The organism is Lysobacter sp. MMG2, from assembly GCF_016735495.2.
GTDB lineage: Bacteria > Pseudomonadota > Gammaproteobacteria > Xanthomonadales > Xanthomonadaceae > Lysobacter_J.
In genome coordinates this window covers 235,638-249,163 of record NZ_JAERQY020000001.1, presented here as the reverse complement: position 1 = coordinate 249,163, position 13,526 = coordinate 235,638, and the positions used below count along the sequence as shown (strand labels likewise).

Annotated in this window: 6 protein-coding genes; 5 read left to right on the top strand and 1 reads right to left on the bottom strand. The window is 68.7% G+C overall.

Annotation, left to right across the window (positions count from 1 at the left end):
- Nucleotides 1–52 precede the first annotated feature (52 nt).
- The 3 genes from JI752_RS01070 to gyrA all read left to right on the top strand — a co-directional run bounded on the left by JI752_RS01070 (nucleotide 53) and on the right by gyrA (nucleotide 5,009).
- Entirely contained in the window at nucleotides 53–820 is a 768-nt protein-coding gene (locus JI752_RS01070) for a DUF3011 domain-containing protein (RefSeq protein ID WP_216958144.1), read from the top strand.
- A gap of 57 nt (nucleotides 821–877) precedes the next feature.
- Nucleotides 878–1,939, top strand: a complete 1,062-nt coding sequence (gene mtnA, locus JI752_RS01065; RefSeq protein ID WP_216958141.1) for an S-methyl-5-thioribose-1-phosphate isomerase — start codon at nucleotides 878–880, stop codon at nucleotides 1,937–1,939.
- 409 nt (nucleotides 1,940–2,348) lie between these two features.
- Nucleotides 2,349–5,009: a DNA gyrase subunit A gene (gene gyrA, locus JI752_RS01060; RefSeq protein ID WP_216958139.1), complete on the top strand. Its 2,661-nt coding sequence runs from the start codon at nucleotides 2,349–2,351 to the stop codon at nucleotides 5,007–5,009.
- Nucleotides 5,010–5,093: 84 nt separating this feature from the next.
- On the opposite strand, the gene JI752_RS01055 is transcribed toward gyrA, so the two are convergent.
- A complete protein-coding gene (locus tag JI752_RS01055) occupies nucleotides 5,094–5,894 on the bottom strand; it encodes an MOSC N-terminal beta barrel domain-containing protein (protein WP_216958138.1) in 801 nt (266 codons plus the stop codon).
- Between the two features lie 211 nt (nucleotides 5,895–6,105).
- On the opposite strand from JI752_RS01055, the gene JI752_RS01050 reads away from it, so the two are divergent.
- Nucleotides 6,106–11,055, top strand: a complete 4,950-nt coding sequence (locus JI752_RS01050) for an alpha-2-macroglobulin (protein ID WP_216958135.1) — start codon at nucleotides 6,106–6,108, stop codon at nucleotides 11,053–11,055.
- A 110-nt stretch (nucleotides 11,056–11,165) separates the two neighbouring features.
- The gene (pbpC, locus tag JI752_RS01045) at nucleotides 11,166–13,514 is read left to right on the top strand and encodes a penicillin-binding protein 1C (protein ID WP_345777307.1); all 2,349 of its coding nucleotides are present in this window, start codon (nucleotides 11,166–11,168) and stop codon (nucleotides 13,512–13,514) included.
- The last annotated feature ends 12 nt before the right edge of the window (nucleotides 13,515–13,526 follow it).

Sequence of the window (13,526 nt, the reverse complement as noted above, 5' to 3'; positions counted from 1 at the left end):
TTAAGGATTCATCGCTAGTCTGAGACAAACTCTCATCGGACAGGGGAATGCGATGACCGCTCAACCGCTTAGGGGCTTCGGAATTCTTGCGACGCTGGCGCTGGCTGCGCTTTGGGCGCCGTCGGCCTTCGCGCAATACGAGTCGCAAGGCTACGGCGCGCCGCAGACCGTGCGCTGCGATTCCAACGACAACCGCTACCGCCAGTGCCCCATCGACGGACGCGGCGCGCGGCTGGTACGCCAGTACTCCAAGTCCGCTTGCGTCGAAGGACGCACGTGGGGCGTGGGACGCGGATTCGTCTGGGTCAACGGCGGCTGCCGTGCGGAGTTCGCCAGCGGCGGCGGCTGGAACGGTGGCGGCGGCAATGGCGGCGATGGCCGCACCGTGCGCTGCGACTCCAACGACAACCGCTACCGTCAATGCGCCATCGACGGACGCGGCGCGCGCCTGGTGCGCCAGTACTCCAAGTCGCCGTGCGTCGAAGGTCGCAGCTGGGGCGTTGGGCGCGGCTTCGTGTGGGTGAACGACGGTTGCCGTGCCGAGTTCGCCAGCGGCAGTGGCTGGGGCGGTGGCAACGGAGGCGGTTGGGGCGGCGGCGACGGTGGCGGCCATGGCGGAGGTTGGAACAACCCCGGCCAGACGCTCTACTGCGGCTCCGACGACAATCGCCCGCGCCGCTGCAACGTCACCGTTCGCCGCGACGCGCGACTGGTGCGGCAGGCCTCGAAGGCCGCGTGCGTGGAAGGCCGCAGCTGGGGCTGGGACAACAACGGCGTCTGGGTGAGCAACGGCTGCCGGGGCGATTTCCAGGTGTATTGAGCCACCGGGCGGAACGGGCGGGCGACGTGGTCCACGTCGCCCGGTAAACTCGCCCGAATGAGCACCGCCATCGATTTCGACCGCTACGACCGCATCCGTCCGATCCGCTGGACCGGGCAGGCCCTGGAACTGCTGGACCAGCGCAAGCTGCCGTTCGTGGTCGAGTACGTCACCTGCGCCGACAGCGACGCCGTCGCCGAGGCGATCCATGCGCTGACCGTGCGCGGCGCGCCGGCCATCGGCATCGCCGCGGCCTGGGGCGTGGTGCTGGCATCGCGGACGGTCGAAGCCGCCAACGGCGCGGACGCCGCAGCCGCACTGGAACCGGCGATGCAGCGCCTCAACGCCGCGCGCCCGACGGCGGTGAACCTCGCCTGGGCGCTGGCGCGCATGCGTCGTGTCCTGACAGTCGCCGGCGCCGATTGGCGTGAGGTGTTGGAACGCGAGGCGCAGGCCATCGCCGATGAAGACCTCGCCGCCAACCGTCGCATGGGCGCGCTGGGTGCGGCGATGATCGCACCGGGCAGCGGCGTGCTCACGCACTGCAATACCGGCTCGCTCGCCACCGCCGGTTTCGGCACCGCGCTGGGCGTGATCCGCGCCGGCGTGGCCGAAGGCCGCATCGACAAGGTGTTCGCCGGCGAAACCCGTCCCTGGCTGCAGGGCGCGCGCCTGACCGTGTGGGAACTGCAGCAGGACGGCATCTCGCCCACGCTGATCGCCGACTCCGCCGCCTCGCATCTGATGAAGTCCGGCGACGTGCAGTGGGTGATCGTCGGCGCCGATCGCATCTGCGCCAACGGCGACACCGCCAACAAGATCGGTACCTACCAGCTCGCCATCGCCGCGCGCCATCACGGGCTGAAGTTCATGGTCGTGGCGCCGTCGTCGACGGTCGACATGCAGACAGCATCGGGCGATGCCATCCACATCGAGGAACGCGACCCGGGCGAGCTGTTCGCCGTCGGTGGTGTGCGCACGGCGGCCGACGAGATCGGCGCCTGGAACCCGGTCTTCGACGTCACCCCGCACGAGCTGATCGACGCCATCGTGACCGAGCGCGGCGTGATCGAGCGGCCGGACGAAGCCGCGATGCGGGCCGCGTTCGGCGCGGGCTGAGCGTTCCCGCAGCCTCTGCGGTCCATCGCGCGGCCCTTCAATCCCAGCAAAGGGCGGGGATCAGGCCTGCCGACATCGCTTCGTCCATGGCGGATGTTTCACGCCTGAGGGCCGGATTGTGCCTGTGCGGGAATGACGGCCTGGAGCGCCAGGCGAACGCCTCCGAAACAGCCGTTCAAATCGCCCGCAAGTGCTTGTTTCTGGCCGAAAATCGGGGTGCCTCGAAACCCCGCTTCGTGGTATGATTTCCTGTCCTTTTGAAGCCGCTTCCGGCGGGCTGCAGTACAGGCCCGTCCCGCCGTTTTCGTGACCTGTCCAAGGGCGCGCGAAACCGGCCATGCAGGGCGGCGGTTTCGTTGGGGAATGCCTTCGCGCCACCTGCGCGGACACACACACGAACGGAACCCTGATGGCCGAACTCGCCAAGGAAATCATCCCGGTCAATCTCGAAGACGAGATGCGCCGCAGCTACCTCGACTACGCGATGAGCGTGATCGTGGGACGCGCGCTCCCGGACGCGCGGGACGGACTCAAGCCGGTGCACCGTCGCGTGCTGTTCGCGATGAACGAGCTCGGCGCGCACAGCAACAAGCCGTACTACAAGTCGGCGCGTATCGTCGGTGACGTCATCGGTAAGTACCACCCGCACGGCGACACCGCGGTGTACGACACGCTGGTGCGCATGGCGCAGCCGTTCTCGCTGCGCTACATGCTGGTGGACGGCCAGGGTAACTTCGGTTCGATCGACGGCGACAACGCCGCGGCCATGCGATACACCGAGGCGCGCATGTCGCGCATCAGCCACGAGCTGATGGCCGACATCGACAAGGAAACCGTCGACTTCCAGCCCAACTACGACGAGAAGGAACTCGAGCCCACCGTCATGCCGACGCGTGTGCCGAACCTGCTGGTCAACGGCTCGGCGGGTATCGCCGTGGGCATGGCGACCAACATCCCGCCGCACAACCTGTCGGAAGTCATCGACGCGACCATCGCGCTGATCGACGACCCGACGATCGACGTGGACGGGCTGATCAACTACATCCCGGGCCCCGACTTCCCGACCGCGGGCATCATCAACGGCACCGCCGGCATCGTGACCGCCTACCGCACCGGCCGTGGCCGCGTGCGCATGCGCGCGCGCGCCGAGGTGGAAGTGGCCGACAACGGCCGCGAGGCGATCGTCGTCACCGAGATCCCGTACCAGGTCAACAAGGCGCGGCTGATCGAGAAGATCGCCGAGCTGGTGAAGGAAAAGAAGCTCGAAGGCATCAGCGAGCTGCGCGACGAGTCCGACAAGGACGGCATGCGCATCTACATCGAGGTCAAGCGCGGCGAGTCGGCCGAGGTCGTGCTCAACAACCTCTATCAGCAGACGCAGATGGAGTCGGTGTTCGGCATCAACATGGTCGCCATCGTCGACGGCCGGCCGAAGTTGCTGAACCTGAAGGACCTGCTGGAAGTCTTCGTCAAGCACCGCCGCGAAGTCGTCACGCGCCGCACCATCTTCGAACTGCGCAAGGCGCGCCAGCGTGCGCACGTGTTGGAAGGCCTGACCGTCGCGTTGGCCAACATCGACGAGATGATCGAACTGATCAAGACCTCGGCGAACCCGAACGAAGCGCGCGAACGCATGCTCGCGCGCCGCTGGGAGCCGGGTCTGGTCGGCGCGCTGCTGGCCGCGGCCGGAAGCGATGCCTCGCGTCCGGAAGACCTGCCGGCGGGCGTGGGCCTGGTCGACGGCGGCTACCAGCTGACCGAAACCCAGGCGCAGCAGATCCTGGAAATGCGCCTGCACCGCCTCACCGGCCTGGAGCAGGACAAGCTCACCGAGGAATACAAGCTCCTGCTGGAGACCATCCGTGGCCTGATCGAGATCCTCGAGGATCCGCGCGTGCTGCTGGAAGTGATCCGCAACGAGCTTCGCAACGTCAAGGAAGAGTTCGGCGACGCGCGCCGCAGCGAGATCCGCGCCAGCGAGGAAGACCTCGACATCCTGGACCTCATCGCGCCGGAAGACGTGGTGGTGACGCTCTCGCACGCCGGCTACGCCAAGCGCCAGCCGGTCAGCACCTACCGCGCGCAGAAGCGCGGCGGCAAGGGCCGCAACGCGGCGGCGACCAAGGACGAGGATTTCATCGACCACCTGTGGCTGGTCAACACGCACGACACGCTGCTCACCTTCACCAGCGCCGGCCGCGTGTTCTGGCTGCCGGTGCACCAGTTGCCCGACGCCGGCCCGAACGCGCGCGGCCGTCCGATCATCAACTGGATCCCGCTGGAAGCCGGCGAGCAGGTGCAGGCCGTGCTGCCGGTGCGCGAGTACACCGAGAACTGCTTCGTCTTCTTCGCCACGCGCAACGGCACCGTGAAGAAGACGCCGCTGACCGAGTTCGCCTTCCGCCTGCAGCGTGGCAAGATCGCCATCAATCTCGATGACGGCGATGCGCTGGTCGACGTGGCGCTGACCGACGGCTCGCGCGACATCATGCTGTTCGCCAGCAACGGCAAGGCAGTGCGTTTCTCCGAGGATGCAGTTCGCTCGATGGGCCGCACGGCCACCGGCGTGCGCGGTATCCGCCTGGCCGAGGGCGAGGAAGGCGAAGAGGGTGCCGAGGACGCTGGCAAGAACACCGGCGGCGCCCATGTGGTCAGCCTGATCGTGGTGGAAGGCGACGGCGACATCCTCACCGCCAGCGAACGCGGCTACGGCAAGCGCACTTCGCTCGAGGAATACCCGCGCAAGGGTCGCGGCACGCAGGGTGTGATCGCGCTCAAGACCACCGAGCGCAACGGCAACCTGATCGGCGCGGTGCAGCTGTCCGACCATCACGACGTGCTGCTGATTTCCGACGGCGGTACGCTGGTGCGCACGCGCGCGGCGGAGATCTCGCAGGTCGGCCGCAACACGCAGGGCGTGACGCTGATGCGGATGGCACCGGAGGAAAGCCTGCAGACGCTGGAACGCGTCGATGCTTCCCTGGACGAAGACGACAGCGAAACCGAAGCCGTCCCGGTGGACGGCACGACGGGCGAGGTCGCGACGGAATCCGGTCCGGTCGCCAGCTGAGCCATCGCCATGTGTTGAACAAGAACGCCGCCTCCGGGCGGCGTTCTTGTTTTCGCGGCTGTGATCGTGCGGTGTTCGGGAAAGTTACCGCGTCGCCAGCACCGTTACGGCGTCGCCCCGCCGCACGACGCCCGGCGATCGCGCAATCAGGTGCCGTCCGAACGTCACGCCATCGTCGAAGCGGCGGTAGCCGGTCAGCGTCTTCAGTGGCTCGCCGTCGTGCGACTTGCGGCCCAGCGCGGGGTCGACGTTGACGAAATTGCAGCGCGTGCAGTCCTTGGCCACGTCGAACTCGACCTCGCCGATCGCCACGCGCGCCCAATCGTCTTCGGCATGCGGCGTGGGCGTGTCGACGACGAAGTTAGGGCGGAACCGTGTCATCACGACCGGAACGTCGAGCTTGGTGTTGAGCAGGTCGAGCGAGCCGCGCCCCAGCAGCATGATCGGGAAACTGTCGGCGAAGCTGACGATGTCGCCCTGCCGCGCGTACACGGGGTTGACCGGCCGCTGCACCGACTCGTCCATGTAGACCAGTCGCGCGTCCGTGCCGAGGTAACGGGCGACCCAGGCGCTGGCTTCCTCGGAGGCGGGGACGGCCGCGACCGGCGCCTTCCAGATCTCGACGGTTTCGTGTGCGGCGGGTTGCGGGGCTTCGACGCGGATCGACGGCATGCCCGGCGCTTCCAGTATCAGGCCGCCGTCGACCGGGCGGGCCTGGACCAGCGTGATCTGCGGGAACTGCCGCCCGGTGATGAAGCGGCCGCCGGCGTCGACGATCATCCAGCGCCGGTCGCCGCTCAGACCACGCGCTTCGACGGTCGTCGCGTCGAGGGGCAGGGCGGCGCAGGACTTGATCGGGTAGATGTAGAGCTCGCTGAGGGTCATGGCCGGGGCCGGGAATACGGGGCAGGTCATCGTGACCGCCCGGGCCGCCGCCGTAAACAGACGGTGTCCCGGACGGAAGGTGAGCGCTCCCATCGGACGTTCATCCGCGCGCGGCACAACGGCTTATGACGCAACCCGTTTCCCCCGTGAATTTCGCAATGCGGCGCCCGCGCGCCTGCTCCTATACTCGGCGCAAACTTGGGGAGATCGCATGAAGCGCGCCGCAGAAGGAATCGTCCACGCCCGTCTGCTCACCTGGATCGCGTCCATCGCGATCGCGATGCTGGCGTTGTCCGGATGCCGGCGCGATGCCGACGGCCAGTTGCCGGCGCCCAGCGGCGAGGCAGTGAAGGCGAGGGCCGAGGCGGTGAAGGGTTTCGCCCTCGTGGCCGCGTATCCCGACCAGAAGGGCGACGAGCAACTCGCCATCGCGCTGGATTTCAGCAAGCCGCTGGTGGGCACGCAGTCGTTCGACGAACTGATCGCCGTCACCGACAAGAACGGCGCCCCGGTGAAAGGCAGCTGGGTGCTCTCCGACGATGCGAAGACGCTGCGCTTTCCGCATGTGGAAGCGAGCAAGGATTATTCGGTGGCGATCAAGGCCGGCCTCACCGCCGCGTCCGGCGAGCGCCTGGGCCAGCCGCTGACGAAGCAGGTCTACACCGGTCCGCTCGATCCCGTCGTCGGTTTCGCCTCGCAGGGCAGCGTGCTGCCCGCGCGCGAAAGCCGCGGCCTGCCGGTCGTGTCGGTCAACGTGCCGGAAGTCGACGTCGAGTTCCTTCGCGTGCGCGAGAAGGACCTGCCGAAGTTCTTCGCCGAGTACCAGCGCGGCGGCCGTCGCGGCAGTTGGGAACTCAGCAGCGAGTACAGCGAAAAGACGCCCCTGGAGCGCCTGGCAGAACCCGTTTACGTCAACCGCTTCGTCCTCGGCGGAAAGCCCAACGAACGCGTGCTCACCTACCTGCCGTTGCAGGACATCAAGGAGCTGCAGGAACCGGGCCTTTATTTCGCCGTGATGAAGCGGGCGGGGCAGTTCCAGGACCAGTTCGAGACGGCGTTCTTCACCGTCAGCGACCTGGGCCTGCATGCGCGCGCGTACAAGGACACGCTGTTCGTCCACACCGCTTCGCTGCTCAACGGTGCCTCGGTGTCGGGCGTGGAGCTGAAAGTGCTCGATGCCAAGGGCGAGACGGTGTTCAAGGGAGAAACCGATTCGCACGGCAACGCCTTGTTGCGCTACAAGCTCGACGCCGCGCATGTGCTGGTTGCCAGCCACGGCCGCGATGTGTCGATGCTGCCGTTCAACCAGCCCGCGCTGGACCTGTCCGAGTTCGCGGTGAGCGGGCGCGAGCAGGCGTGGTTCGATGTGTTCGCCTGGTCCGGCCGCGACCTGTACCGTCCCGGCGAAACGGTGCGCCTGTCGGCGCTGCTGCGCGACCAGGACGGCCAGCCGGTCGTGCCGAAGGCGGGCAAGTCGCTGCAACCGCTGTTCCTGCGCTACGTGCAGCCGGACGGCAAGACCTTCCTCGAAACGCGCCTGCAGCCCGACGCTCAGGGCTATGTGCGCCATGCCCAGGTGATTCCGGTGGATGCGGCGACCGGCCGCTGGCGCGTGGAATTCCGCACCGATCCCGGCAGCAAGGATGCGGTGCAGGGCATGACGCTGCGGGTGGAGGAGTTCCTGCCCGAACGGCTCAAGCTCGACCTGGATGCCCAGCCCGTCCTCAAGCCCGGCGACGCGCTCAAGCTCAGCGTGGACGGCGCGTACCTGTACGGCGCGCCCGCCGCGGGCAACCGTTTCACCGCGAAGCTCGCGGTGGCCGTCGAACAGCACCCGCTGGACCAACTGCCCGGCTACTTCTTCGGTGATCCCACGCTGACGCTGCCGAAGGAAGCCGCCGACGTCGTCGACACCACGCTCGACGCGCAAGGCAAATTGCAGCAGGACATCGCGCTGCCTGCCGAAGCCAAGCCGACCAGCACCATCGCCGCCATCGTCACCGGCAGCGTGTACGAAACCGGTGGCCGCAGCGTCAATCGCAGCCTCAAGCGCGTGCTGTGGCCGGCCGATGCGCTGGTCGGCGTGCGCCCGCTGTTCGACGACAAGGAAGGCGCGGACGCCAATGCCACCGTCGGTTTCGAGATCACGCGCGTGGGCACCGACGCCAAGCCGCGCCCGGGCCAGGAGCTGCGCGTGACGCTGGTGCGCGAGCATCGCGATTACCACTGGAACCACTCCGACGACGGCGGCTGGGATTACGACTTCACGCGTCGCTACGAAGACGTGCAGACCCGCAACGTGCAGCCCGGCGCCGCAGTCGCGCGCGTGGATTTCCCGGTCGAATGGGGCGATTACCGCCTCGACGTGTTCGATCCGGCGACGAAGCTGACGACGCGTTATCCCTTCACCGCCGGCTGGAGTTGGAACGACGAGAACCGCGGCCTCGACGCGCGCCCGGACAAGGTCAAGCTCGCGCTCGACAAGACCGCGTACCGCGCCGGCGACATGCTCAAGGTGACGCTGACGCCGCCGCACGCGGGCAAGGGCCTGCTGATGGTCGAAAGCGACCGCATGCTCTATGTGCAGGACATCGACGCCAAGGCGGGGAGCACGTTCGAGATTCCGGTGACGAAGGACTGGGAGCGCCACGACATCTACGTGACCGCACTGGTCTTCCGCGGCGGCAGCGCGCCGAGCAAGGTCACGCCGGCCCGCGCGGTCGGTGTCGCATTCGTGTCGATGGATCGGCGCGATCGCAAGGTGGCCGTGGGTCTGTCGGTTCCCAAGCTGATGCAGCCCGAGCGCGATCTGCCGGTAACCGCGAGCGCGCCGCAGCTTGCGGGGAAGGAGGCGTTCGTGACCGTGTCGGCGGTGGACGTGGGCATCCTCAACATCACGCGCTTCCCGGTGCCGGACGCCGCGGCGCATTTCTTCGCACAACGCCGGCTGGGCGTGGACGCCTACGACGTGTACGGACGCGTCATCGAAAGCTTCGAAGGCGAGATGGCGAAGATCCGCTTCGGCGGCGACATGGCGCTAGATGCGCTGCCGCAGGCCCGTCGCCCGACCGCGAAGGTACAGACGGTCGATCTGTTCGCCGGGCCCGTGAAGCTCGACGCGAAAGGCAATGCGCGCGTGCGCCTGGCGGTGCCGGACTTCAACGGCACGCTGCGCGTCTCCGCGCTGGTGTATTCGGCGAACACGTACGGCAGTCGCGCGCAGGAGACCATCGTGCGCGCGCCCGTGCTGGCCGAAGCCAGCCTGCCGCGCGTGCTCGCGCCGGGCGACCGCAGCAATGTCACGCTCGATGTGCAGAACTTCACCGGACGCGCCGGCACGTTCAAGGTGCAGGTGACGGGAGTCGGGCCGATCTCCATCGCCGAAGGTGCGCGCACGGCGCAGCTTGGCGCGGAAGAGAAAACGACGTACACCTTCCCGCTGCAAGCCCGCGCCGGCTACACCGTGGCGCAGGTGCGCGTGCGCGTGGACGGAAACGGCTACAAGGTCGACCGGCGTTATGACCTGCCGGTGCGGCCGGCGTGGCCGTCGGTGGTGCGCGCACGCACGCGGGTGCTCGATTCGCTGGACACGATCGCGCTCGACGAATCGCTGGCCGAGGGCCTGATGCCCGAATCGGTCAACGCACGCTTGTCGGTGAGCGCACTGCCGCCGATTCCGTTCGCCACCGCGCTGCAGGGCGCGCTGGAGTATCCCTACGGTTGCGCGGAGCAGACCACCAGCAAGGGCTTCGCCGCGCTGGAACTGGATGACGCCACGGCGAAGATGCTCGGCACGACCGGCCTGGACGCGGCCAAGCGGCGCGCGCGCATGGAAGGCGCGTTCGGTCGCCTCGCGGCGATGCAGATCGGGTCCGGGCATTTCTCGATGTGGGGCGACGGCGACTACGTCAATCCGCTGATCACGCCGTACGTGGTGGAGTTCCTGCTCGACGCGCGTGAAGCCGGTTTCGCCGTGCCCGATTCGATGCTGCAGAAGGCGTTGAAGGTGCTCAACGAGGATCTCCTCTCCGGCGGCGCGCCGTTCTTCGGCTACGACCGGCGCGAGAACCTCAAGTTCGCCTATCAGGCCTACGCGGGTTATGCGCTGGCACGCGTCAACCGCGCGCCGCTGGGCACGCTGCGTGCGCTGTACGACAACGACCGCAAGCAGGCCCTCACCGGTTTGCCGCTGGTCCACCTGGGCATCGCCCTGACGCTCCAGGGCGACAAGGTGCGCGGCGCGAAGGCGATCGCCGAGGGCTTCACGCGCGGCTCGGCGGACCGTCCGGGCTACTTTGGCGACTACGGCAGCCGCCTGCGCGACGACGCGCTGATGATCGCGCTGGTGCACGAGCACAAGCTGGACAAGCCCGAGTTCGACGCGCGTGCCGTTGCGCTGGGGCGCGAACTCGACGCGCGTCGCAATAGCGGTTGGTTGTGGCTGAGCACGCAGGAGCAGGTGGCGCTCGCGCGTCTGGGCAAGGCGCTGATGGCCGAGCAGGGCAAGCAGGTGTCGGGCGAATGGAAGGTGGGCGACGCGGCCAGCGACGCCGGTCCGGCGAGGCTGGTGGGCCGTCTGTTCGATGCCGCGGCCGTCGCGCGCGGTGTGAGCTTCGCGCCCAAGGGCGAGCCGCCGCTGTACGCAAGCTTCGAAGTGGCCGGCGTGCCGCGCACGGCGCCTGCACCCGACAACTCGGTCATCGACATCGTGCGCAAGTACTACACGACCCAGGGCACGGAGTGGAGCGGCGGTTCGCTCGCCGAAGGCGAGGCGCTCATCGTGCAGGTCAGCGTGCGCAGCTTGCGGGAGATGCCCGACGCACTGCTCACCGATCTGCTGCCGGCCGGGCTGGAGATCGAGAACTTCAACCTCGGCGACGCCAAGCAGTGGGCGGGCGTGGTGATCGACGGCATCGAACTGAGCGATCGCGACGACGCGGCCGAAGTGCGCCACGAGGAGTTCCGCGACGACCGTTACGTGGCCGCGCTCAAGCTCGAGCCGGGTGACACCGCGCGCGTGTTCTACCTGGTGCGCGCAGTCACGCCGGGCACGTACACGGTGCCGCCGTCGCTGGTGGAAGACATGTACCGACCGGACTTGCGGGGCGTCGGCAAGGTGGCGCCGGCCACGTTGACGGTGGTGCAGCCGGGAGCGAAGTAGGCGGAGGCGGGGTGTTGCAGCGCTCGCGAATGCAGGCGAAGAACGTCGTCATCCCGGCACAAGCCGGGATCCTGCCTGCCGTTGCGGGCGGCAGGAAAGGCCGCCGAGCGGTGCTGAAATCGCTGCTCGCAGCTCAATTGCTGCTGATCGCCGCGATGCTTGCCGACCTTGCGTTCCCGCTTCCGCTGCCCGATGCACGCGATCGTGGCGCCGTCGTCACCGCAGCCGACGGCACGCCGCTGAGGGCTTTCGCCGACGCCGGCGGGATCTGGCGCTACGCGGTGGAACCCGAACAGGTATCGCCGCTCTACGTGCAGGCGCTGCTGAACTACGAGGACCGCTGGTTCTGGCGGCACCCGGGCATCAATCCGTTCGCATTGCTGCGGGCGGGTGCGCAATGGATCGGCAGTGGACGCGTCGTGTCCGGCGGCTCGACGCTGACCATGCAGGTCGCGCGCATCCTGGATGCGAACGCGCACCCCGATGAACGCACCTCCACGCGCACACCCGCGCGCAAACTGCGGCAGATGCTGCGCGCGGTGCAACTGGAAGTGCACCTGAGCAAGCGCGAGATCCTGTCGCTGTATGTCAATCGCGCGCCGTTCGGCGGCACGGTCGAAGGCGTGGAGGCGGCGAGTTGGGCCTACCTCGGCAAGCCGTCCTCGCGCCTGTCGCACGCCGAGGCCGCGCTGCTGGCCGTGCTGCCGCAGTCCCCCAGCCGGCTGCGGCCGGATCGCGAGCCCGAGCGCGCCCGCGTCGCGCGCGACAAGGTGCTCGCACGCATGCAGCAACTGGGGGTGTGGTCGGCCGCGCAGGTGGAAGACGCGCGCGTGGAGTCCGTGGTCGCGCGGTCGCTGCAACCGCCGCGGCTGGCCCCATTGCTCGCGCAACGGCTGCGATTCGAGCGGCCGGACGCTGTGCGGCTGGCGTCCACGCTCGACCTGGATCTGCAGCGCACGCTGGAAGACCGCGTCACCGCCTACTTCTCGCAATTGCCCGAACGCACTTCGGCGGCACTGCTTGTGGTCGACAACGCCACGCTGGAGGCGCGCGCATACGTGGGCTCGTTGGCGTTCGCCGATACGACGCGGCTGGGCCACGTCGACATGGTGAAGGCCTGGCGTTCACCGGGCTCCACGCTCAAGCCGTTCCTGTACGGCCTGGCGCTGGACGACGGGCTGATCCATTCGGAAAGCCTGCTCGTCGACGCGCCGCAGGCCTTCGGCGATTACCGGCCGGGCAACTTCGACGCCGCTTTCAACGGGCCGGTCGGTGCGGCGCAAGCGCTGCGGCTCTCGCTCAACGTGCCGGCGGTGGACCTGCTCGATCGCGTCGGTCCGTCGCGCTTCTCCGCGCGGCTGGCGCATGCCGGCATCCGACTGCAATGGCCGAGCGGCGCGACGCCGAACCTGACGATGATCCTGGGCGGCACCGGCGCCCGCCTGGAAGACCTGGTGGGCGCCTACGCCGCGCTCAATCGCGAGGGCGTGGCCGGCCGCGTGCGCTACACACCGGACGCCCCGCGCGTGGACCGGCGCCTGCTTTCGCCCGGCGCGGCATGGATCGTGCGCGAGATGCTCGAAGCCAACCCGCGCCCGGGCAGCAGCGCGGACACGTTCGACACACGCGGTCGGCCGCGCGTGGCATGGAAGACCGGCACCAGCTACGGCTTCCGCGACGCCTGGGCGCTGGGCGGTACGCGGCGCTACACCGTCGGCGTCTGGGTCGGCCGCCCGGACGGCACGCCGCTGCCGGGCCAGTACGGCGCGATCACGGCATTGCCGCTGCTGTTCGAGGTTATCGACAGCCTGCCGCGCCAGCGCGCCGACGCCGACCTGCGTCCGCCACCGGCCGGCGTGGCGAAAGCGGACGTCTGCTGGCCGCTGGGTCTTCCGCCCGATCCCGCCGCGCCCCAGCTGTGCCGCCAGAAGCGCGAGGCGTGGACGCTGGACGGCTCGGTGCCGCCGACCTTCGCCGAACGCGATGCACGGCTGTGGAGCGCCGGGATCGAACGCTTCGAGGTGGACGCGCAAACCGGACGGCGACTATCGGCGGACTGCACGCGGCCGCATGTGCGCCAGGGCCGTGAACTCGCACGCTGGCCCGCGCTGGCCTCGCCGTGGCTGTCGAGCCAGGCACGCGAGGCGGCGCGACTGCCGCCGCTTTCGTCCGATTGCACGCCCGACGGTCGCGAGGCCACGCAGGAACTGCGCATCGAAGGCGTCGCCGACCGCGCCACACTTGCGCCCGCGCCAGGCGGGGAGCGCGCGATTCGGCTGTCATTGCGAGCGCTGGGCGGTGATGCCCGCGTGCGCTGGCTGCTCGACGGCCGGCTCATCGGCGAATCCCGGGGCGAGGCCGCCTTCGTCCACGACTTCGCCGACCCCGGCGAGCACTCGCTGACGGCCCTGGCCGACAGCGGTGCCTGGTCGCGTCTGAGCTTCCGCGTCCTGCGTTGAGCGATTTGCCGG